Below are 20,340 nucleotides of genomic sequence, written 5' to 3' on the forward strand. Positions count from 1 at the left end.
CGGAAGGTGTCGCGCCCAGTCAGCTCGCGCACCGCGCCAAGCTCAACCAGCCGGTCGCAGAGACGTCGCGCGGCGCGATCCGGCAAGGGCAGCGCCGAGGGCGCCACCGCATCGCGGGTCAGGAACATCTTGACCGCGTCCCCGGCCCCCTTGGCCCGCAGCTTTGGCGCAACCGCTTTCAGATGGGCCGCCCGGCGTGCGAGGTCGGCGGAGAGACGCTCGGCGTCGACCGCCGAAGCAACAACCGCACGATGACAGGCCACGCGCAGATCGTCGCCCCGCTTGCGCAGGTCGGCGCGCTTCAGGTCCATGGCCAGGAGCGGCACGAGATGCTCCCATCCGAGCATCTGGGCAAGGGCGGCGTCAGCGAGGACGAGCGCCGGAACCTCCGCCCGTGGCGCCTCCGCGAGCACCGCCTCCAGCACCATTGCGGCGCGGGTCATCGGCGCGCCCTGCCCCGCGTCGAGCCAGCCTGCGATCTGTTCTGGTGGATGCGTAGGCAACGCACGGCCCAGTGCGTTGACCGAAACCGGCCGCTCCACCGCGCGCCGCCAGGCCATGTAGGTCTCGCCCGCCGGGCCGGGCAAATCCCCTGGGCGCAGGAGGTGCACCGCGTCGCGCAACTCGCTTGCCCTTTCGGGCCGACCGGAGAACGCGACGCAGGCCTCTGCTGCGTGCAGCGCCAGGCGATCCCGCAACAAGCCTTGGGGCACGTCCCCTCGTGCCAACACAAGATGCAGGTGAGCGAGCGACGCGCCCGATAAAAACGCCACATCTTCAAGCCTTTCAGAACGGGCGGAGGTGACCCAGGCGGGCATCCGGGGTAACCTGTCGAGGTCGTCGATGGGAGCGTGCCGGGCAAATGTCATGCTTGGAGCCTACATCTGCACGGCGCTTTCTACCAGAAAATTGCATAAAAAACGCCCCGCCTTGCCGATCTCGTTTATGTCCAATAAGTTTGCATTATCGGACATGACGCAACACGATACATGACCCGGAACTGTCGTTTTAGTTTCATGGGTGGATTCGGCCGAAATCGCCTCTCTCGTCGAGGAAATTTCCATTTAACCGGTGGACGGGCCTCTTGCTCAATCTGTGGACTCGTTCCGCTCCAGCGTCAATCGCGCGCCTTCCTTTGCCGTTCCGTAGATCTCGCCCATCCGTGAGCCACGGCAGCGGCGCCGCACGCCTGAACAGGACGAGGGCTGCCTCAGGCAAGACTGCATTGGGCACGAGGTCTGGTCCGAAGAGATCCTGCAGGATCACCAGTGTCAGGGCCCTCCAGCGCACCGATAGGTGCTGAAACGGCGCAGGCCGGCCGACGGCTGCGCGGGCCTCGTAAGGGCAGTTCCACCCCGGTTCATCGTACCAGAGCGCGAGGACAGGCCGGGCCGCCCCATCGCGATCAAGCGGCGCCCACAGAGTGCGAATTCCATGATTGAGTCGATCAAGACGGCCTGGGCCACCTCTGACGATTCCGCTGATCTGGCGTTGGAGCTCGAGAACTCCCACAGCGAAATCCGCCTTCAAAAGGTCCTCCGTCTCCCCTCCCCCGCCGGTCAGAACGGCATCGCATTTGCGACAGAAGGGGCGCAGCAAGCCATTCAGCATACGAAAGGAAAGCCTCAGGCGGCCGCGACAAGCGGGGCAGTGATCCAGGAGCATGGTCCGGTGCGCCGGGCAAACCACCTGCTCCGCCAATCGCCAATTTGCCCGCAGATAGGCATCGCGACCGGCAGCGACATCCGCATCGAAACAGGCAAGACAGACCGGCACCGCCTCGGTCCGCAACCAGTCCCGCGGCCGATCAGGATATCGGGAAGCCAGTGACCTGCGATGAAGCCGTTCCGGATCGATCCTGCAGGCCTTCGCCCAAAGCCTGAGCAGCCGCATATCCGGCGCCACATCGTCAACCTGCCGCGCGCCTGCGTCCCTACCCCCCTGCCCCGCCAGGTACACCATCAATTCAAGAGGCTCCGCCCCGTAGCGCGCGGCAACCCGCGCCATCCAGGACGAAAGCAGTTCGTCTTGATACGGCCGCGGCGCGACGGGCAGTCGGGCCGACACCATCATGCCCCGACCCGTTGTTGCACGGGCTTGCCCCGCCGCCGAGCGGTCTGGGTCATCGAGACCAGCGGCAGCACCAGATTGTCGCCAAAACTATCCGCGTCGAGGCGCTCCTTGCCCGACCGAACCGCATCTTCCGCCGCCGTTTCGATCAGGCGGAAAATGCGCGCCGTCACACCGGAGGTCAGCTTGTGAATCCGCTTTCGGGCCTCCCCACTGATCAGATCGGAGGGTTCGCGCAAGGGCAGGATACGTTCGAAACTTTTCAGGAGCCCGGCGAAGGCGGCATCGTTCTGCCAGGGCTTGAGATGGAACGCCTCGAAGCGCTCGGCCAGTTGCGCATCGGTCAGCAGCGCCTGCCGAGCCAGGTCCGTTCCGGCACAAACCAGGGGAATCCGCAGGTCATTGGCCAGAAACCGGATGGCATTGAGAAAGATGCGCTGCTGACGGAAGGTGCCGGCCAGCATGCCGTTCACCTCGTCGAGAATGATCATCTTTGCCCCCACGGTCCGCAGCAGCGACCGGCAGATATCCTTCTCGCGGGCGAGCGTACCGCCTGTCATCGCCGGCGCGCCCATGCTGGCCAGAAGTTCCCGGTAAAGATCGCGTTCAATGGGTTCGGATGGCACCTGCGCGACAACCACCGGGCGGTGGTCAACGCCGGTCACCTGGCTGAACTTTGGCGGGTGGTCGCGTTCGAACTTGCGGACGATCTTGGTCTTGCCCATGCCTGTATCGCCATAGATCAGCAGGCAGGGCATCCGGTCACGCGGCGGATAGGTCAGCAGGTTCTCCAGACGTGCCAGAGCCGCCCCGGACTGATTGAAACCGATCCAGCGGTCAGCCCGGATCCAGGCAATGCGCTCATCATCCGGCAGTGCCGCGAACCGGCGGTAGGCCGGATCGAGATGTGCAAATGCGCTGCCTTCGGTCACGACCATTCCTCGACTTCGAACCCCGGATGGTTCCTGAGCACATTCTCGTTTTCCTCTGGTCTCGGATCGGCATCCTCAGCCTCGTAGGCCCCTACCCCATCAAGCGCTCGGTCCCGTCGCTCGGAAAACCGCCTGGCCTCCCGTGTCCTGGTGCTGGCAGCATCAACCAGGGCGCGCTGTTCCTCGATCACCGCGAATATGAGGTCTTCGTCTTCGAGCGTGCGCCCGCGCTCGCGCAAAATCGCCTGCGCACGGCGATGCTCCGCAAGAGTGATCGACGGATGGCGCAGGTCCGCAAACCGCACAGGATAGCGCTGGCCCTCGGGGCTCCGGACATAGATCGTGGAGAGGTCACGAGGATCGTAGGACACCCGCAATTGCCGGTCCTGCCGCCCCGCCCAGAGGCTCAGGACATCGTCCCAATACCGCAGGCCAAAGAGATGGATTCCATCGCGGCGTACCATGCGTTCCGTGCTCGGCAGGAAGTCGATCCGGAACCCCTCCGGATCGTATGGCCGGCGCAAAGGTGCCTCGCGCCGCCCATAGGCCTCGTTCCAGGCCGCAACCGGCGGAATCCCAAGCGCGCGGTGCCGTTCTGCATGATAACGGGTAATTTCCAGCGCCAACCAGTGCTCCAGCTCATCGAGCGTCATCACCGATTTGGCCACGGAATCGTAGTCGCCGCGGTCCTTGATGCTGCTGAAGGTCGATCCCGGCAGCAGATGGACCGCCCCCATCATCGTTCCGATCAAACGCTCAATGTGACCGCCGTAATGCGGCGCCCCAATCGGCCGGTACAGCAGGGAAATCCCGTGCTCTTCCGCACCGCGCTTCATCGCTTTCGAGCGGAATTCCTTGGCATTGTCGACGTGAATGGTCTCCGGCAATCCCTCGGCTGGCCAGTCCGCGTCGATACCCAGGCTCTCCAGCCAGTCGAACTTGGGCTGCACCAGGTGCTGGATGGTCAGTGCCACCGACAAGGCCGACGGCGGCTCCAGCGTTAGGTAAAAGCCTGCCACCGTGCGGCTGGCGACGTCGATGGCGAGCGTCAACCAGGGCCGTTGCAAAGGCTTCCGATGAACCCGGTCGACAACGATGACATCCACCAGCGTGTGGTCGATCTGAACCACCTCATAGGCCCGTTCGATCTGATAGCTGCCCGGCACCGGGCGATGTCGCTGTCGAGAGACCATTGCCCCCTCACGCGCAGCTGTAAGCTCCGCCGGATCTATCGCCGCCACACGGTCCCGCAACGTGGTCCAGCACGGGGGACGCAGACCCCTTTGACTGCATCGTCTGCGCACCTCCTTTTGCAGGGCATTTATGCTCGGCTTCTGGAGGGATTTGTAGAAATCCTCGATCGCCCCCGAAATCACCGTTTCAATCTCGGCGGGCAGCCGACGGCTGCCCGTCGGTGTCCCGACCTGAGCCGCCAGCAAGGAACTGGCGACCGGGCTCGCCTTGTAGGCTGAGATCAACTCGTAAAGGCGGGAGCGCTTGAGGCCAAGGTCTCGGCAGGCCTTGAGGAATTCGGCACGGTTCGGTGACGCCTTGCTTGCAAGACGGCGGATCACAGCTTCCCGCGCGACCGCCTGTTCCCATGCTGCATCGTCGACAGTGTTGATGTCTGATCGATCCACCATGGCCAAACCCGGAAAATAGGTGTCTTATGTCCGATAATGAAACTATAATCCGGGAATGAAACAAGAACATGAATACAATGATATCAATACGTTAGTGTCCACCAATGGAACAAGAACGACATGAGCAGAACACCTGAAAATACGCCCTCAGGCGATGAGAAATCGAGTGCAGTGAACGATGCTGCAACCGGAGATCACAAGATCGACGAGAGAGAGGCTGCGGACGGCAATACGATCGCCCTGCCCGTCCATGTGGCCGGCTCCGGCAATCTCGACCGCCTTGTCGATACCGCCCGCGACTACGCCAAGGCCTCGACGGCGGAGAACACCAACAAGGCCTATGCGGCCGATTGGAAGCACTTCGCGCGCTGGTGCCGGTTGAAAGGCACGGAGCCCCTGCCCCCGTCGCCGGAGATGATCGGACTCTATCTCACCGACCTGGCTGCGCCAAGGAATGGGGTCCCTGCCCTGTCAGTTTCGACGATAGACAGAAAGCTCTCCGGCCTTGCGTGGAACTACGCGCAACGTGGCTTCACCCTGGACCGCAAGAACCGGCACATCGCCGCGGTGCTGGCCGGGATCAAGCGCAAGCACGCACGCCCGCCAGTGCAGAAAGCGGCGATCCTGCCCGAGGACATCCTCGCCATGGTCGCCACCCTGCCCTTCGATCTGCGCGGATTGCGGGATCGCGCGATCCTGCTTTTGGGTTACGCTGGTGGGCTCCGGCGCTCCGAGATTGTCAGTCTCGATCACGGGAAGGACGACACGCCGGACTCCGGCGGTTGGGTCGAGATCCTCGACGATGGTGCGATCCTCACGCTCAACGCTAAAACCGGTTGGCGTGAGGTCGAGATCGGCCGCGGATCGTCCGAACAGACCTGCCCGGTGCATGCGCTCGAACAATGGATGCATTTCGCCAAGATCGATTTCGGGCCAGTCTTCGTGCGCACGTCACGCGACGGTAAACGCGCGCTCAACGCCCGACTCAACGACAAGCATGTGGCTCGGCTGATCAAGGCGACGGTTCTCAAGAGCGGCATCCGTTCGGAATTATCTGAGAAAGAACGCTTGGCACTGTTTTCCGGACATTCCCTGCGCGCTGGTCTCGCCAGCTCCGCCGAGGTCGACGAGCGCTACGTCCAGAAGCAACTTGGGCACGCCTCGGCCGAGATGACCCGCCGCTATCAGCGTCGCCGCGACCGGTTCCGGGTAAACCTGACCAAGGCTGCTGGACTATGATATGTCATTCCTTGACGCCGCCAGCGCGGCAACATGGTGCGGAAGATCGCTTCGGGAATGCAGGATGTCGACGATGATCACTTCGTCCGGCCGATCCAGAAACACAAAGAAATGCTCCCCTGCGCTCGTGAACCGCAAATCCGCGGCATCATCGACCAAAACAGCACAGCTCCGGCTATGCGCCTGACCGTTCAGGATCGCCTGACAGCGGTCGAGCAGTTCCGTTTCATAAAGTTCGGCCTGCTTGAGCCCGAACTTCGCTATCGTCCACTTGGCAATCTCGACCAGGCTGGCCTCTGCGCGGCGCGTCAGCCGAAAGGAGCGGCTCATGAAGACGCGCGTGCTTGTCGAAAGGCCCGCCGGATCGCCTCTTCTCCGCCACCTTCGGCAAACTCGCCCGCCCGGGCTTGCGCCAATCCCTCGAGCAAGCCTTGGCGGATTCCTGCGAACTGAGCTTCTTCCAGTTCGAGCAACCGTAGCCCCGCGCGCATTGCTTCACTCACGTTCTGATAGCGTCCGGATGCCACCAAAGCCTGAACCAACTGGTCTTGGGTTTCCGTCAGGACAACGTTGCGTGTCACCATGGCACAAATCTCCTTGTTGGCAATATATGCCAATGAAGGATTTTGGTCAATGGTGGAGACCCTCGCATCGCCGTTTTCAGACGGTCGTTTATTGATGGTATCGTAAGTTGCAAACGGTCGATTTTCATGCCCCTGATAGGCTATGCGCGCGTATCCACAGAGGATCAGAGCCCCCTGCCCCAGTCAGAGGCTCTGAAGACTGCGGGTTGCGTCGAGATCTTTGAGGAGCATGCCTCTGGCGGCAATCGTGCGCGGCCAGTCCTCGCGCGGGTGCTGGAGCGCGTGGCCAAGGGCGACACGCTGGTCGTCGTGCGGATCGACCGCCTTGCGCGGTCGTTGTCGCATCTGCTCGAGGTGATCGAGCGTCTCGAAGCGAGTGGCGCGTTCTTCCGGTCCCTTCAGGACCCGATCGACACCGCCTCCCCGCAGGGCAAGTTCACGCTGCAAGTTCTGGGTGCCGCCGCCGAGTTCGAGCGCGCCCTGATCCGCGAACGCACCAAGGCCGGGCTTGCCTCGGCGCGCACGAAGGGACGTGTCGGCGGAAACCCTGGACTCCGCGCAAAGGATCCGGCCGCTCTTCGCAAGGTGCGGCTGGCGCGACAGGACGGTTACATTGAGCGTCTGAACGAGACGGCACAAGACTGGGTGCCCCATGTGCGCCGGTTGCGCCCCGACGTGGCCTGGGAGGACGTGTTGCGCATCATCAACGGCCCCTTGCCCGAGGCGCGTCGCTGGACCCAAAGCCGTCTTTTGCGCGCCGCGAAGGCCTATGTCCGCGACGGCTTCCTGCCCGAGACCGTTTTGGCCCGCGCCGGGCGCCGCGAAACGGACGATCGCCTGCCCGCCATTATTGCAGGCATAAAGGGCGCAGATCCCGACATCACGCTTCAGGCTATCTGTGATCGCCTGGAGGTAATGCGCGAGCGCACGCCCCGTGGGCGGACAAGCTGGCAGCCTTCTTCCGTGAGGATGCTGCTGGAACGTGCGGAAAAGCTAGGATTGTTGGAGTGGATTCGGGAGCAACGCCATCCCATGACCAATGATACACTGCTCACCCCGCTCGCGAGCTCAGCAATCTGCAGGCTTCACTGAGCGTATCTTCGACAGGAGCGTCAAAGGGATCGCGCCTTGCGCCACAGATCAAGCGCCTCGAAGCAGATCTTGCACCACCGATGGCTTCTTTGCGATCAAGGCCAGCAGGACTTGAGCAGGACCCGTCGGGTGTCGACGCCCATGTTCCCAGTTCAAGAGCGTGCCCTTTGCTACTCCGATGCTTCGGGCGAATTCAGCCTGTGAGAGACCAGTTCTTTGGCGAACTTCGGCCACATCGACATCGACAACGGACACCTCATGCACCTTGGCGGCGGTCATGTTGCCATCTGCGAATGCCAAGGCCTCTTCCAGGCCCTTCGACACCGATTCATATGCAGTCATGTTGCGTCTCCATACTTTGCGACAAGCGCCTTGCTCATTTCGACTGCCGCGGCCTGTTCAGCCTTGGACAGGTTGGCCTTTTCATTTTTGGCAAAGACCGTGATCAGAAAGATCGGCATATGGTTCCCGCCAAATACATACAACGTCCTGAAGCCGCCGCTCTTGCCACCCCCTTCTCTTGGGATGCGGATTTTGCGAAGCCCGCCGCCGAGAGAAACTCCGTCATCAGGATTGGCGGCCATGTAGTTGATTGCTGCCTCGCGCTCTTGTTCCGACATGATTGCTTTAGCGCGCCTCTGGAATTCGGGCAGTTCCACCACCGTCTGAAATCGTGTCATCAGCAGTCACCATATATGTTTCAGTGGCGTATAAGTCAATGACGCATATAGTGCACATAAAGCAACCCAAATTTGTGCCACCCTTGGATAATACGCAACTGAAAGGGCGGCCGAACAGATGCCTGAGGTCAGTGTAAAGCTGCTGCTTGAAAGCGTCGAGCGGCTTGGTCTTTTGGAAAACAGCCCTGTCATGACGTGTCAGGAGAAAGGATTGACGACGCGCAACTGATCTTCCACCAGCAATCCGTCGTGCATGTCCTCACTCCACAATGTCGTGCACCCCGCAATGAGTGCAGCAGACACGATCATCGCGTCATAGACCGAGAGCTGGTACTTCTCCACCAAGGCGCGCCCCACCTGGTGGGTTTGGATCGTCAAGTCCTCGACCGCGCACAAGGATTGGATACCTGCGAGAAAGGCTGCGGTGTCCTCCCAGCTGAGCCCCGCCTTTCTTCGACAATTGACGAGCACTTCGTTCAGGACTTGAACACTGATTCGCGGCCCCTGCCCCAGGATTTCCTCAGCCCGATCCGCCTTTGGACCGTCGTCAAGCAAGTAGAGAATGACATTCGTGTCCGCGAACTCAGCGCTCATGCGCAGCGTCGCGGCTCAGTCGCGCGTCCCTGGGCAGTTTGCCCCGAAACCGGCGCAGTCCTTGCAAAACTTCATCGGCGCGAGGCTGACGCCGAACAAGCAGGGTTCTATCGTCCTTTACCAGGTCGATCTGATCACCCTCCTTCAGGCCGAGTTCCCGCACAAGGCCGGCGGGCAGCCGCACCGCGAGAGAATTTCCCCATTTGGCAACTTGCATACAGATCTCCGGCCTTGGATATACAAAACGTTATGTATATCCATTTTCGAGTCTTTGCAAGAGCAGCGTCGTGCCTTGACCTCACTTGTGCATGTCAGTTGCCTAGGTACCAAATCTAGAAAGTGCTTGCACGAATCTAAGCCTTGCGGCAATAGTCACGGAAAAGGGCGGCTAAACGCCAAAATCCGTGAACACGCTGCGGAAGCGAGGGCAGATGAGCAGATCCGAAACACATGAAGACTTGAATGCAGTTATCCGTGAGCATTCCGAGTTGCTGGCTGCGCAACTGCATTCACAGCGAGAGAGTCTGTTCCCGCCCGATGCCTCAAAGGCTATGCGGAAATTTACCTCTGGCGAAGCGGCGGCTTTATTGGGTGTTAACGATTCCTATCTTCGAAAACTTCATCTTGATGGCAAAGGTCCCTCGCCCGCAATGTCATCAGGCAACCGTAGACACTATTCCGCTGAGGACATCCAGAACCTACGGGTCTTGCTGGAAAAGACTGCCCGAAAGCCTGGCGACTATCTTCCTGGTCGCCGTGCTGGCGATCACCTGCAAGTCATAGGTGTAATGAATTTTAAGGGCGGCTCGGGAAAGACAACTTCGTCCGCGCATTTAGCGCAGCGTCTTGCGCTGAAAGGTTATCGCGTTCTTGCGATCGATCTCGATCCGCAGGCGTCGTTTACAGCTCTACATGGCGTTCAGCCGGAATTTGACCTTCTGGATGGTGGCACACTTTATGATGCGATCCGTTATGAGGATCCTGTGCCGATCGCGGATGTCATTCGCAAAACTTATGTTCCCAACCTAGATCTGATTCCCGGCAATCTCGAACTGATGGAGTTTGAGCACGATACCCCTCGGGCATTAGCCCGCGGTAACGCCGGACTATTTTTCTTTCGTGTGAAGGAGGCCTTGGCTCAAGTTGACGATCAGTATGATGTGGTCGTGATCGATTGCCCGCCACAGCTCGGTTTTTTGACGATGTCCGCGCTGTCAGCAGCGACTGGCGTCTTAGTCACGATTCATCCGGAGATGTTGGACGTAATGTCCATGAGCCAGTTTCTACGGATGACGGCCGACCTAATGGACGTCATCGCTGACAGCGGGGCTGACATGTCTCATGACTGGATGCGCTATCTGTTGACGCGCTATGAGCCTACGGATGCGCCGCAAAACCGCGTCGTTGCATTTCTGCGCACGATGTACGGCGACAAAGTCTTGAATGCGCCCATGCTCAAGTCCACTGCAATTTCTGATGCGGGCTTGACCAAGCAAACCCTTTACGAAGTCGAGCGAAGTGCTTTCACGCGGACCACCTACGATCGGGCCATAGAGAGCTTGAATGCGGTGAACGATGAAATCGCGCAGCTCATCCAGCAGACATGGGGGCGTTGATGACTGACAGCAAGAAGAAACGCATGTCCATGCTCGACAGTTTGGCTACCGCAGGAAAGCCTGCGGTGCCGGGCAGCATGATGTCGAGCAATCGAGCTCTGCGCTCGGCCCGCGATGCCGTTGACGCTCATCATGTATGGGAACTCAATCCGACCGAGATTGAAGATGGTCGATTTGCGGACCGACTAGATCCTGAGGATGTAGATGATCTGCGGGTATCGATCGAGCAGAACGGCCAAACTGTCCCTATTCTAGTGCGGCGGCATCCGACTGAGAGCAATCGCTATCTCCTCGTCTATGGGCGCAGACGTCTGGAAGCTGTCCGTAGCTCTGATAAGGTCGACAAAGTCCGCGCGCTTATTGCCAACCTTGACGACAGTTCAGCCCTGCGCGCCCAGGTTTCGGAGAATACGGGCCGCCGCGACCTCAGCTATATTGAGCGCGCTCTTTTCGCGCGTGAACTGCTCGACAGCGGCTTTGGGACGCAGGCTCAGGTCGCCGAAGTCTTGAATGTGACCCGTTCGGCGGTATCAATGTCTGTCTCAATCGCCAACGCGATTGGGCCTGATCTGGCGCATGCGATCGGACCCGCACATGGCATTGGCCGTCCACGTTGGGAGGCTCTCTCGAAGGAGCTTTTCAAAGAAAGTGTTGATCATTTCGGATTATGTGAGATCGCTCTGGAAGCTCGCAACAAGGTCACCACGGGAGAACAGTCTGACGACCATGATGAAACTCGGATCGATCCGTCTGTAGCAGCTTTCGAAGCCGTGGCGCGTCACCTAAAGAAACTTACCAGCAGAACTCGAGAATCAATGCCGCGGCCCAAAGCCACGCCGGTAATGATTGATGGTGTCCCTGCAGGCACCATCAAGAAGTCAAATCGAGGAGTCCGCCTGGATCTCAGAGATGTGGACGATGCCTTTGCAGATTGGTTTGAAAGCCAAGCGCAGGACGTCCTTAAAGAGCTTCACGCGCGTTGGAAGCGCGAGACGTGAGGAGAGGAAGAGCAGAAACGAAAAGGAGGCACGGTACAGGCTAAAGAAAAGGTCCCGCAAAGCTTACGCTCCACGAGACCCGAACTTTGAACTTCGCACCTTCAAGGTAGTGGGCAAGAGCACAAACCGCAAGTCATATGTGATTCGCGGAACAGCTTTTCTTTGTCTTCGTGAAAAATCATGGACTACAGACCAATTTCGCCGTTTATGCGGCCGATTTCGCACGCCCATCTGCGCGTGATCGAGAAGCCGGAAGCATCCCTCCGGGGCAAGCTCGTCAATAAATGGGAACTCCTTCGGGAGCTGTCCAAGGCACAAGCCGCCTTTGGCGTCACAGAGCGCGATTTGACCGTCTTGCAGGGGCTTCTGAGCTTCTTTCCTGATGATGCGCTTGGCGGTAATGCGGAAATGATCGTCTTTCCGTCCAACAAGGCCATCTGTGAGCGGCTCAATGGCATGCCAAACTCGACGATGCGTCGCCACCTCGCCCGCCTGGTCGAGGCTGGCCTGCTAGTCCGTCGCGACAGCCCCAACGGAAAGCGCTACGTCCGAAAGCATGGTGACGATCGCGTAGCCTTCGGCTTTGACCTCTCTCCGCTTTACTGCCGATCCGAGGAGATTGGTCGCGCCGCAGAAGCTGTGCGCGAGGCTGAAGACCGCGTACGGCGGCTCAGAGAGATCGTCAGTCTCATGCGGCGTGACTTGGCGGCACTGGCAGAGTTCGGCGAGGAGATGCAGCCTGGGCGCGGCCTGTGGGAGCAGATGCGCGACACGGCAGTCTTGATGGCCCGCGCACTTCGTCGAAAGCTGTCGCTGGAAGACTTGGGTCAGTATCGGGTGGAACTTGAAGCGCTTCTCGACGCAGCACGGAACGCAATTGATGGCCCGGGTACAGAAGAAATGAACACCAATGATGCCAAGAATGAGCGTCACCATCATAATTCAAAAACAGACTCCATAGATTCTGAACCTGGCTTAGAAAAAGCCAAGGAGGCGACCGGAGCTCTAAATGATCAGACGGACGTAAGTGACCAGAGTTTGCAAGAGTCGGACCTCCGACAAGTGCCAAAGATCCCACTTCATTTGGTCCTTGCCAGTTGCCCGTCCTTGAAAACCTTCTACGACGGTGAAATCAGGCACTGGCACCAGCTTTACAATGCCGCATGCCATGTTCGCCCTGCCATGGGGATCAGTGTCTCGGCTTGGGAAGAGGCGCAACGGTGTATGGGACCAGAACAGGCATCAATCGTGGTGGCGGCGATGCTGGAACGCTTTGCCGATATCCGATCTCCTGGCGGATACCTGCGCGCTTTGACCGCTAAGGCCGCCGCCGGTGAATTTTCTTGTGGGCCAATGGTCATGGCTTTGGTTGGCAAGAGAACGGCAGCGTGATGTTCACAGCTGTGAACATCTCTAGTGGGAGACACGCGCAGGTAGGAGTTCACAGCTGTGAACTCGACTAAGCCTTATCAATGCATGATGTCTGAGAGTGAAAGGTTTGCTGGTTTGAGGGTGACGGGAAGTGAGATCGGGAGAGTGGCTTCCGACGCCCGTCTTGGAGAAGATCTGATGGCTAAGGCAATCCAGAAAGTTACCCTGTGCCCCTCCCGGGATATCCCCTTCGACAAGCTCGTGCTGAGCCAGTCCAACGTGCGGCGCATCAAGGCTGGCGTGTCCGTCGAGGAACTGGCCGAAGATATCGCGCGGCGCGGTCTGCTTCAGAGCCTGAGTGTCCGGCCCGTCCTAGCGGATGATGGCACCGAGACCGGTAAGTTCGAAATCCCTGCTGGCGGTCGGCGGTTCCAGGCCCTGTCGCTCTTGGTGAAGCAGAAGCGTTTGGCGAAGACGACGCCCATTCCCTGCGTCGTGCGGGATGCGGGGTCCGCGATCCTCGCCGAGGACGACTCGCTCGCTGAGAACATGCAGCGCGCTGCGTTGCACCCGCTCGATCAGTTCCGTGCTTTCGTTGCGCTGCGGGAAAAAGGTCAGGGCGATGAAGAGATCGCAGCCGCGTTCTTTGTGACGCCGAAGGTGGTCAAGCAGCGCCTGAAACTCGCCGCCGTGGCCCCTGCCCTGCTCGAGCTCTACGCCAAGGACGAGATGACGCTGGAACAGCTTATGGCCTTCACGGTTAACCCGGATCACGAGCGTCAGATTCAGGTTTGGGACGCAATCCGGTCGTCCTGGAACAAGGAGCCATTCCAGATCCGGCGCATGCTGACCGAGACATCGGTCCGGGTTTCCGACCGCCGCGCGATCTTTGTGGGTGTTGATGCCTATGAGGCCGCTGGCGGCACCATGTTGCACGACCTGTTTCAGGGCGATGACGGCGGTTGGCTCGAGGACCCCGCCCTGCTCGATCGGCTGGTGACGGAAAAACTCCAGGCCGATGCCGAGACGGTTGCGGTTGAGGGCTGGAAGTGGATCGAGGTCGCGCTCGACCTGCCCTACGGCTACAGCCACGGACTGCGGCGCCTGTCCGGTGATCCGGCGCCAATGACGGATGACGAAGGTGCGGCCCATGCCAAGCTGCTCGCCGAGTATCGGGCGCTGGAAGAAGAATACGCGGGTCAGGATGAGATCCCTGACGAGATCGACACACGGCTTGGCGTGTTGGAAGCAGAGATGGAAAAGATCGAATCCCGGCCGTTGATCTATCATCCGACAGCGATTGGGCGGGCAGGGACGTTCGTCACGCTCGATCGCTACGGCGCGCTCGCAGTCTATCGCGGCTATGTGCGTCCAGAGGATGAGCCCGTTGAGGAAACCGCGGTCCAGGACGGTGCTGATCCTGCGGTGGCGGGGCAGGGGGATGATTGCAATCTCTGCGATGGCCATGCCAGTGCCGCTCATGTCGGATCCATCATCATGTCGGGTGGCCAGCCAGTTGGCGGCGACCTGTCGGAGGATGAGGATGACGGGGCGCTGAAGCCGTTGCCGGAGCGGTTGGTCATGGAGTTGACAGCCCACCGGACGCTGGCGCTGCGTGAAGCGGTCGGTCGTTCGCCGGAAGTCGCGCTGACGCTTTTGCTCCTGAAGCTCGTCACTGACACTTTCCGCACCTCCGGGGCGTCAGGCAGCTGCCTCGAGGCTTCGGTGCGTCAGGTCTATATGTCGGCGCAGGCGAGCGATCTCAAGGACAGCATGGTGGCCAATCTGGTCGACGAGCGTCACGCAGAGTGGGAAGCCGATCTGCCGCTTGGCGATGATGCGGCACTCTGGGATTACTTGAGTGTCCTCGACCAGGGCAGCCGTCTGGCCTTGCTGGCGCATTGCCTCAGCTTCGGCGTCAACGCGCTGCACGAGAAGGTGAACCCTTACGGGGCGGGCATCTCTGCAGGCGGTCTGACCCGGCGGATGGCGCATTCCGATCTCGTGGCGCGCGCAGTCGATCTCGACATGGTCGAGGCGGGCTGGGAGCCGACGGTGGACACCTATCTCAACCGCGTGCCCAAGGCCCGGATCCTCGAGGCCGTGCGCGAGGCGAAAGGGGAGGGGACCGCGCAACTCCTCGACCATCTGAAGAAGGGCGAGATGGCCAGTGAAGCCGAGCGCTTGCTGAAGGGCAGCGGCTGGTTGCCCGAGCTCCTGCGCCGCGTCGATCTCGTGACTTTGGACGATGGAGACCATGCAGAAGGGCAGGGGGGTGATGTTGATGTCGAAGTGGCTGAGAGCTTCAGTGAAGCTGACCTTCCCGCGTTCCTGACGGATGACCTGCCTGCTGAAGGCGCATCAATGCTGGCCGCGGAGTAACGTGATCCGGCAGGGGGCGGGAATTCTGCCCCCAAATCACCTGATAACGTAACAATATCAATAGGATGAGTGCGATTGCTCGCATTCGGAATGAGGAATCATGTCTGCAACAACCACCATCGACACCGCACCCCTCGGGGCGCTCATCCGCTACACCGACGGCAGCCCCAAGCCACCGGCACGCTTCACCAAGAAGCTGGCGGCATGGGAGCGCTGGAACGGCGTCGGCCGTCTTGTGAAGAAGGAACCACCCCGGCCTTACGCGACCTGGACAGCTCCCGCGTCGTTCACGCTGCATGAGGGCAACTTCGCCTCGGACGGGGTCATCCTCGTCACCATTATGCGCAGCCATTCGGCCGACAGCCGTCTGATCTTCGCGGTGGCTGAGGAACCGAAGCCCGGGAAGGTGCGCGTGCTCCTCGACTTCGGCGGCAACACGGAACTGCTGCATCTGGCTGCCTCCGTCACTGCTGCCGAGCTCTGGATCGCCAAGGAAGGATACCGCAATGCGCGGCTTGAAATCGTCGGCGATGAAAACAGCGAAAGGGCAGGGGGCGCGGACCTGGCCGCCTGAGCCCAACTGAAACCGAGGGGCCCGCCCAAGCGCGGGCCTCTCATCCATCATAACCTTGTCCCGCGAAGTCGCGGGGCGCCAAAGGAGCCATCCCCAAGGAAGGACGTCTTCAACCAAGATATTGGCCGGGAGGCTGGAGGCAAAAGCATCAGCGGGACAATCGGCTCTAGTCGTCAGGGCACCATCCCCGCTCGCCATTCCCTTACTTGCCCCGAATCCCGCCTTCGAGATCAACCCACGAGGGGTCGGACTACGTGCAAGCCCGTGCCGCCGGGCGGATTCGGAGCAAGTCCGAACGCACCCGGTGATGTCAGCCAGTATTCGGGCCTTCGAGGTCCTGTCGCGCGGGGGATGGTCCCCCGCCTCCAAGACAGGAGCCAAACAGATGTCCCGCAAAGATGCACACGCCTTCGCCGCCTCCCTCGCCGCCACGCTCATGGTCTCGATCGTCGTCTTCCAGGCAGGGGATGGAACCTTCGGCGCCGTCCCCGCCGATGAAATCGACGGGGACGAGGTTCAGGTGCTGGTTGAGATTGACCCGTGGGCTTAGGCCCACGGTTACCTCGGCAGGCTCACGCGGAGGCGCAGACGCGCCTCCTGCTGCGTCGTCGCGCCGGTGAGGAACTGCGGACGGTCGATGGCGCAGCGCCAAACGACCTGAAGCCGCAGAGGCGCCAGTCACAGCGCGACCGCCACAACGTCAGGATGATCGACCTGTCCGGCCCATTTACCTGCCGTTCGCTTACCTCCGGTGATGTTTCAGTGCAGCTTCACAAGACCGGCCATTCGCAGCATGTGCGAGGTCGTCAACCATTTGAAGGTCAGTCACGCAGGACATTGGTTCATATTGCAATGCTTGGTCGATCAAACACCCAATACTTGCACCCACGATCTGACAAAGGCACTTATTGAGGGAACAGTTCCTAACCGAGACCTGCCCATGGCCCGCAAATCTGCCCTCACCACTGCCAAGCTGAAAGATCTCGGCACCGACAAGCTCGCGCAGCTGGTGCTGGACGAGGCAGAGCGTAACGCGGGATTCCGGCGGCAGGTCAAAGCGGCGCTGGCCGGGAAATCCGGCCCTGAGGCCATCGCCAAGCTGATCGACCGGCGGCTGTCCGGACTGTCGCGGGCAAAGAGTTTCATCGAATGGGACAAGGCCCGCGCCTTTGCCGAGGATCTGCGCAGCCTGACCGATACGATCACGTCTGAGCTTGGCCCTGCCGCCCCGGCTTTGGCCATAGACCGGCTGCTGCGCTTCATCGCCACCCATGAACAAGTGTTCGAACGCGTCGACGATTCTTCCGGTCGCGTTCAGGACGTCTATTATCAGGCGATCTCCGCGACCGGCGATTTGGCCCGCAGCCTGCCCTTGCCTGAGGCTGACGCGCTCCCCGAGAAGATCATGACTGCCCTTGGCGAAAGCACGCATGGCTATCTCGCTGACGTGACCGAGGCTGTGGCGGCGCATCTGCCGCAAGACAGCTTGGCGCGATGGGACGGCGAACTGAAAGACGCCATATCCGAACGGCAAGCCGAAGAAGCGGCGCGCAAATCGGATGGCTGGTTCTACTCCATGACTTCGCAATGGGCTGCGATGCGTCAGATCCTCGCCTCGGCGCGGGGGGATCTCGATCTGCTCATCGCGCTGGAACTTAAGAAGAAGCCGCATATGCAGGATACGCTTGGGATCGCTGCACAACTTCTGGATATCGGTCGCAGCGCCGAGGCGCTGGAGTGGGTGCGCAAGCCCGGGCGGCGTACCTTTGGCGAAGCTGATGATGGCCTGTCGCCAGAACGGGTCAGTCTGGAGGCGCGCATCTTGGACGCCACCGGCGACAGGTCGGCCGCACAGGCCCTGCGATGGCGCTGTTTCGAGGCGCGTCTGTCCGCCGACATCCTGCGGGAGTATTTGAAACAGCTGCCGGACTTCGAGGATATAGAGGCCGAAGACCGCGCTCATGCCTGTGCGTTGGAAAAGTCAGAACCCGAAGTGGCACTGCAATTCTTCCTGGACTGGCCACGACTTGATTTGGCGGCAAAACTGATCACGACGCACCCACACCGATGGGATGGAGGTGACTGGCACATCCTTCCTAAAGTTGCGGGCCTTCTGGAACACGATCATCCGCTGGCGGCGACGATCCTCTACAGAGCCCTTCTGGACAACATCCTCGACCGCGCACGCTCCAAGGCCTATGGGCACGGGGCAAAATACCTCGGGAAACTCGACCTGCTGGCGGGCGAAGCGGACCGAATCCACCCAAGCGGAATGGTCAACCACGCAACCTATCTTGCCAAGCTCAAAACAGCACATCCCCGCAAATCAGGATTCTGGGCACGTGTCGGAGACGGTGAACCGAAAGCACCCCAAGCAAGTGGGGTCCGTCGCCCTGTATGGATCGAAGATGATGGGTAACCGCCTTGACCTGCCGTTCGTCCGAGACACGTCGGATGACCGGTCCCAGACAAGCCCGACATTGAGGTTGTCCCTACTGATACGATCCCAGCCATGCCGCTTTGGTGGATCGCATAACGATGTAGTTGCAAGATTGTTGCCGAAGTTTCCTAAATGTCGGACAAACAGCGATGGTGGCATAAGGCACCGCTTTGTTTGTCACCTGAGACATGTCACGACCCTCGAAACCACAGCCAGTGCATCTGACGTTCCATTGGCCTCGCCCTTCTCGAAGTCGCCTTCGATCGTTCCCATCTGGTTGGTCACGTGGGCCAGACAAATGACATCGCGCCCGCGCGCTGACGCGAAGGCGTAAAGCCCTGCCGCCTCCATTTCGCCCGCCAGAATGCCCCGCGCCTGTGCCGGCGCGATGGCGACTTCGGTCTCGCGGAATGGGGCATCAGTTGTCCAGGTCGCGCCGGTGAACACGCGAGGGCCGTCCTTGAATGTGCCATCCAGTCGCGACAGAAGCCTTTCGGGTGCTGCGCTCCAGTCAGAGGGCGGAAGATAGTGGTAACTCGTGCCCTCATCGCGCAACGCGCGGTCGATCACGATGAAATACGGCGGCGCTCCCTGCGACGTGATCTGTCCCGACGAAGTGACGCTGACCAGGAGTTCGCATCCCGAGGCGAACATCTCCTCGGCGACGAGCACCGCAAAGGAAGCGCCGACGGCGCAGCCGACCACGCCGATTTCGCGGCCGTCCAGATCGAACACCCACATCTCGGTGTGGTAGCAGACCCATCCTTCATGCCTCCGCGCCCTTCTGACGACGCGCTTCGCGCAGCAGGCTTTCGGGCGTGAAGGCCGAAGGCTCGTCCGGATGCTTATGTGCGAGGATGGGCGGCGTCTGGCCTTCGCGGTCGTTCATGGCTGCTCCATAGCGGTAGGGGAATTGAGGGGTTTCGATGCGTTCACGACGAGAAAGGCCGCGCCCAGAGTTGTCCAGCGTCCGAACCACGGATCGATCGGCGCCATGACTCTCGCCGCCCATCCGAACGGCGGGTAGAAGACGGCGCCGGTCACGGTGGTGTCCGTGAGCCTCGCCTCGGTCGGCGTTGTTGCAGAACTATCCCGGTGAAGGATTCACTTCGTGAATCCATGCGGTTACAGAGGCTGCATGAGCAAGCCCCCTCCTGCCCGCTATCGCACGACGAACTGGTCCAGCTACAACGCGTCGCTGCGCAAGCGGGGGGCTCTGCTGATCTGGGTCGACAAGGATATGACCTGGCGCGCGCCGCGTGACGGGCGACCCGGACGGCCAGCGGTGTTTTCCGATGCGGCAATCCAGTTCTGCCTGTCGATCAAAGTGCTGTTCAGGCTTCCCTTGCGCCAGACCGCAGGCATGGTGGCCAGCCTTCTGAAGCTGGCGGGGCTGGACTGGCCGGTGCCGGACTTCTCCACGCTGTGTCGGAGGCAGAAAACCTTGGCCGTTCAGGTTCCGTATCGCCGTGCAGACGAGCCGCTGAACCTGCTCGTGGACAGCACCGGGATCAAGTTCCTCGGCGATGGTGAATGGCAGGCGCGCAAGCACGGCCCGCAGGGCCGTCGCCAATGGCGCAAGGTGCACCTTGCCATGGACCCGGCCACATCCGACATCCGAGCGGTGGAATTCACCCCCAGCCGCGACGGCGACAGCCCCGTGCTGCCAGACCTGCTCGGCCAGGTCCCGGCAGACGAGCCGATCGGCACGGTGACGGCGGATGGCGCCTATGACACGCGCCGTTGCCACAAGGCCATCATCGAACGGGATGCCGTTCCAATCATCCCGATCCGGAAAAACGGCCGCCTGTGGAAGGACGACTGCCCGGCGGCCCGCGCCAGAAACGAGACCCTGCGCGCCACCCGATACTATGGCCGGGCCTTCTGGAAGCGCTGGACGGGCTATCACACCCGAAGTCGGGTCGAAGCGAAAATGCGCTGCCTGAAAGCCTTCGGCGAGCGCATCGCCGCAAGAGACCCCGACCGCCAGACCGCCGAAATCCACATCCGCATCGCCCTCATGAACCGCTTCAACGCCCTCGGCACCGCCGAGATCGTCCGCGTGGCATGACGTCAGCGGGGAAAGGGGCACTCACACCTCAGGCCTGAGTTCTGCAACAATGCC

General features: G+C 60.8%; 21 protein-coding genes and 1 pseudogene. 10 read left to right on the forward strand and 12 right to left on the reverse strand.

Annotation, left to right across the window (positions count from 1 at the left end; translation table 11 throughout):
• The 4 genes from CRJ03_RS06660 to CRJ03_RS06675 form a co-directional block, all read right to left on the reverse strand.
• Nucleotides 1–869, reverse strand: an 869-nt coding sequence (locus CRJ03_RS06660; protein WP_104018138.1) for a DUF1403 family protein, incomplete at its 3' end; no start/stop codon positions are given.
• 145 nt (nucleotides 870–1,014) lie between these two features.
• Nucleotides 1,015–2,073, reverse strand: coding sequence for a TniQ family protein (locus CRJ03_RS06665; RefSeq protein WP_338066340.1), 1,059 nt, complete (start codon nucleotides 2,071–2,073; stop codon nucleotides 1,015–1,017).
• Entirely contained in the window at nucleotides 2,070–3,008 is a 939-nt protein-coding gene (locus CRJ03_RS06670) for a TniB family NTP-binding protein (protein WP_104018125.1), read from the reverse strand. Before CRJ03_RS06670 ends, CRJ03_RS06665 begins: the two co-directional genes overlap by 4 nt.
• Nucleotides 2,999–4,645: a TnsB C-terminal domain-containing protein gene (locus tag CRJ03_RS06675; RefSeq protein ID WP_104018126.1), complete on the reverse strand. Its 1,647-nt coding sequence runs from the start codon at nucleotides 4,643–4,645 to the stop codon at nucleotides 2,999–3,001. Before CRJ03_RS06675 ends, CRJ03_RS06670 begins: the two co-directional genes overlap by 10 nt.
• A gap of 120 nt (nucleotides 4,646–4,765) precedes the next feature.
• On the opposite strand from CRJ03_RS06675, the gene CRJ03_RS06680 reads away from it, so the two are divergent.
• Nucleotides 4,766–5,884 (forward strand): tyrosine-type recombinase/integrase, encoded by a 1,119-nt coding sequence (locus CRJ03_RS06680; RefSeq protein ID WP_104018127.1) that lies wholly within the window; start codon nucleotides 4,766–4,768, stop codon nucleotides 5,882–5,884.
• Here CRJ03_RS06680 and CRJ03_RS06685 read toward each other — a convergent pair.
• Complete coding sequence (locus CRJ03_RS06685; RefSeq protein WP_104018128.1) at nucleotides 5,879–6,214, reverse strand: type II toxin-antitoxin system RelE/ParE family toxin; 336 nt, start codon at nucleotides 6,212–6,214, stop codon at nucleotides 5,879–5,881. The genes CRJ03_RS06680 and CRJ03_RS06685 overlap by 6 nt on opposite strands.
• Entirely contained in the window at nucleotides 6,211–6,468 is a 258-nt protein-coding gene (locus tag CRJ03_RS06690) for a type II toxin-antitoxin system ParD family antitoxin (RefSeq protein WP_104018129.1), read from the reverse strand. The genes CRJ03_RS06685 and CRJ03_RS06690 overlap by 4 nt, the downstream gene beginning before the upstream one ends.
• Nucleotides 6,469–6,594: 126 nt before the next feature.
• On the opposite strand from CRJ03_RS06690, the pseudogene CRJ03_RS06695 reads away from it, so the two are divergent.
• Nucleotides 6,595–7,473, forward strand: a pseudogene (locus CRJ03_RS06695) (recombinase family protein); the annotation flags it as partial.
• A 135-nt stretch (nucleotides 7,474–7,608) separates the two neighbouring features.
• On the opposite strand, the gene CRJ03_RS06700 reads toward CRJ03_RS06695, so the two are convergent.
• The 4 genes from CRJ03_RS06700 to CRJ03_RS06715 form a co-directional block, all read right to left on the reverse strand.
• Nucleotides 7,609–7,902: a helix-turn-helix domain-containing protein gene (locus CRJ03_RS06700; RefSeq protein ID WP_103764501.1), complete on the reverse strand. Its 294-nt coding sequence runs from the start codon at nucleotides 7,900–7,902 to the stop codon at nucleotides 7,609–7,611.
• Entirely contained in the window at nucleotides 7,899–8,240 is a 342-nt protein-coding gene (locus tag CRJ03_RS06705; protein WP_104018130.1) for a type II toxin-antitoxin system RelE/ParE family toxin, read from the reverse strand. Before CRJ03_RS06705 ends, CRJ03_RS06700 begins: the two co-directional genes overlap by 4 nt.
• Before the next feature lie 198 nt (nucleotides 8,241–8,438).
• A complete protein-coding gene (locus tag CRJ03_RS06710) occupies nucleotides 8,439–8,834 on the reverse strand; it encodes a PIN domain-containing protein (protein ID WP_104018131.1) in 396 nt (131 codons plus the stop codon).
• Nucleotides 8,824–9,051 carry an AbrB/MazE/SpoVT family DNA-binding domain-containing protein gene (locus tag CRJ03_RS06715; protein ID WP_104018132.1) on the reverse strand — a complete coding sequence of 76 codons (228 nt, stop codon included), beginning with the start codon at nucleotides 9,049–9,051 and terminating at the stop codon, nucleotides 8,824–8,826. Before CRJ03_RS06715 ends, CRJ03_RS06710 begins: the two co-directional genes overlap by 11 nt.
• Before the next feature lie 214 nt (nucleotides 9,052–9,265).
• Here CRJ03_RS06715 and repA point away from each other — a divergent pair, with 214 nt between their 5' ends.
• The 7 genes from repA to CRJ03_RS06745 all read left to right on the forward strand — a co-directional run bounded on the left by repA (nucleotide 9,266) and on the right by CRJ03_RS06745 (nucleotide 18,194).
• Nucleotides 9,266–10,450 carry a plasmid partitioning protein RepA gene (gene repA, locus CRJ03_RS06720; RefSeq protein ID WP_104018140.1) on the forward strand — a complete coding sequence of 395 codons (1,185 nt, stop codon included), beginning with the start codon at nucleotides 9,266–9,268 and terminating at the stop codon, nucleotides 10,448–10,450.
• On the forward strand, nucleotides 10,450–11,448 hold the full coding sequence (gene repB, locus CRJ03_RS06725; RefSeq protein WP_104018133.1) for a plasmid partitioning protein RepB: 999 nt from the start codon (nucleotides 10,450–10,452) through the stop codon (nucleotides 11,446–11,448). Before repA ends, repB begins: the two co-directional genes overlap by 1 nt.
• A 180-nt stretch (nucleotides 11,449–11,628) precedes the next feature.
• Entirely contained in the window at nucleotides 11,629–12,840 is a 1,212-nt protein-coding gene (gene repC / locus CRJ03_RS06730; protein ID WP_104018134.1) for a plasmid replication protein RepC, read from the forward strand.
• Nucleotides 12,841–13,017: 177 nt separating this feature from the next.
• Nucleotides 13,018–15,201 (forward strand): ParB/RepB/Spo0J family partition protein, encoded by a 2,184-nt coding sequence (locus tag CRJ03_RS06735; protein ID WP_104018135.1) that lies wholly within the window; start codon nucleotides 13,018–13,020, stop codon nucleotides 15,199–15,201.
• A gap of 100 nt (nucleotides 15,202–15,301) precedes the next feature.
• Nucleotides 15,302–15,775 carry a UCP036055 family protein gene (locus CRJ03_RS06740; RefSeq protein ID WP_104018136.1) on the forward strand — a complete coding sequence of 158 codons (474 nt, stop codon included), beginning with the start codon at nucleotides 15,302–15,304 and terminating at the stop codon, nucleotides 15,773–15,775.
• Nucleotides 15,776–16,160: 385 nt separating this feature from the next.
• The gene (locus tag CRJ03_RS19855; protein WP_165375273.1) at nucleotides 16,161–16,325 is read left to right on the forward strand and encodes a hypothetical protein; all 165 of its coding nucleotides are present in this window, start codon (nucleotides 16,161–16,163) and stop codon (nucleotides 16,323–16,325) included.
• A gap of 390 nt (nucleotides 16,326–16,715) precedes the next feature.
• Nucleotides 16,716–18,194: a DUF6880 family protein gene (locus CRJ03_RS06745; RefSeq protein ID WP_104018137.1), complete on the forward strand. Its 1,479-nt coding sequence runs from the start codon at nucleotides 16,716–16,718 to the stop codon at nucleotides 18,192–18,194.
• A gap of 198 nt (nucleotides 18,195–18,392) precedes the next feature.
• On the opposite strand, the gene CRJ03_RS06750 is transcribed toward CRJ03_RS06745, so the two are convergent.
• A complete protein-coding gene (locus tag CRJ03_RS06750) occupies nucleotides 18,393–18,950 on the reverse strand; it encodes a nucleoside phosphorylase (protein ID WP_206018325.1) in 558 nt (185 codons plus the stop codon).
• Nucleotides 18,951–18,981: 31 nt separating this feature from the next.
• A complete protein-coding gene (locus tag CRJ03_RS20430; protein WP_276308224.1) occupies nucleotides 18,982–19,104 on the reverse strand; it encodes a hypothetical protein in 123 nt (40 codons plus the stop codon).
• 249 nt (nucleotides 19,105–19,353) lie between these two features.
• Here CRJ03_RS20430 and CRJ03_RS06755 point away from each other — a divergent pair, with 249 nt between their 5' ends.
• Nucleotides 19,354–20,286: an IS5 family transposase gene (locus CRJ03_RS06755; RefSeq protein ID WP_104016971.1), complete on the forward strand. Its 933-nt coding sequence runs from the start codon at nucleotides 19,354–19,356 to the stop codon at nucleotides 20,284–20,286.
• Nucleotides 20,287–20,340 lie beyond the last annotated feature (54 nt).

The sequence above is a fragment of the Roseovarius nitratireducens genome, from assembly GCF_002925845.1.
Lineage (GTDB): Bacteria > Pseudomonadota > Alphaproteobacteria > Rhodobacterales > Rhodobacteraceae > Roseovarius > Roseovarius nitratireducens.

Coding starts and splice junctions, on each gene's coding strand:
- CRJ03_RS06740 (WP_104018136.1), top strand. CDS start 15,302: ATGTCTGCAACAACCACCATCGACACCGCACCCCTCGGGGCGCTCATC.
- CRJ03_RS06755 (WP_104016971.1), top strand. CDS start 19,354: ATGAGCAAGCCCCCTCCTGCCCGCTATCGCACGACGAACTGGTCCAGC.
- repA (WP_104018140.1), top strand. CDS start 9,266: ATGAGCAGATCCGAAACACATGAAGACTTGAATGCAGTTATCCGTGAG.
- CRJ03_RS06700 (WP_103764501.1), bottom strand. CDS start 7,902: ATGACTGCATATGAATCGGTGTCGAAGGGCCTGGAAGAGGCCTTGGCA.
- repC (WP_104018134.1), top strand. CDS start 11,629: ATGGACTACAGACCAATTTCGCCGTTTATGCGGCCGATTTCGCACGCC.
- CRJ03_RS19855 (WP_165375273.1), top strand. CDS start 16,161: ATGTCCCGCAAAGATGCACACGCCTTCGCCGCCTCCCTCGCCGCCACG.
- CRJ03_RS06680 (WP_104018127.1), top strand. CDS start 4,766: ATGAGCAGAACACCTGAAAATACGCCCTCAGGCGATGAGAAATCGAGT.
- CRJ03_RS06670 (WP_104018125.1), bottom strand. CDS start 3,008: ATGGTCGTGACCGAAGGCAGCGCATTTGCACATCTCGATCCGGCCTAC.
- CRJ03_RS06710 (WP_104018131.1), bottom strand. CDS start 8,834: ATGAGCGCTGAGTTCGCGGACACGAATGTCATTCTCTACTTGCTTGAC.
- CRJ03_RS06705 (WP_104018130.1), bottom strand. CDS start 8,240: ATGACACGATTTCAGACGGTGGTGGAACTGCCCGAATTCCAGAGGCGC.
- CRJ03_RS20430 (WP_276308224.1), bottom strand. CDS start 19,104: ATGAACGACCGCGAAGGCCAGACGCCGCCCATCCTCGCACATAAGCAT.
- CRJ03_RS06665 (WP_338066340.1), bottom strand. CDS start 2,073: ATGATGGTGTCGGCCCGACTGCCCGTCGCGCCGCGGCCGTATCAAGAC.
- repB (WP_104018133.1), top strand. CDS start 10,450: ATGACTGACAGCAAGAAGAAACGCATGTCCATGCTCGACAGTTTGGCT.
- CRJ03_RS06690 (WP_104018129.1), bottom strand. CDS start 6,468: ATGGTGACACGCAACGTTGTCCTGACGGAAACCCAAGACCAGTTGGTT.
- CRJ03_RS06675 (WP_104018126.1), bottom strand. CDS start 4,645: ATGGTGGATCGATCAGACATCAACACTGTCGACGATGCAGCATGGGAA.
- CRJ03_RS06735 (WP_104018135.1), top strand. CDS start 13,018: ATGGCTAAGGCAATCCAGAAAGTTACCCTGTGCCCCTCCCGGGATATC.
- CRJ03_RS06685 (WP_104018128.1), bottom strand. CDS start 6,214: ATGAGCCGCTCCTTTCGGCTGACGCGCCGCGCAGAGGCCAGCCTGGTC.
- CRJ03_RS06745 (WP_104018137.1), top strand. CDS start 16,716: ATGGCCCGCAAATCTGCCCTCACCACTGCCAAGCTGAAAGATCTCGGC.
- CRJ03_RS06715 (WP_104018132.1), bottom strand. CDS start 9,051: ATGCAAGTTGCCAAATGGGGAAATTCTCTCGCGGTGCGGCTGCCCGCC.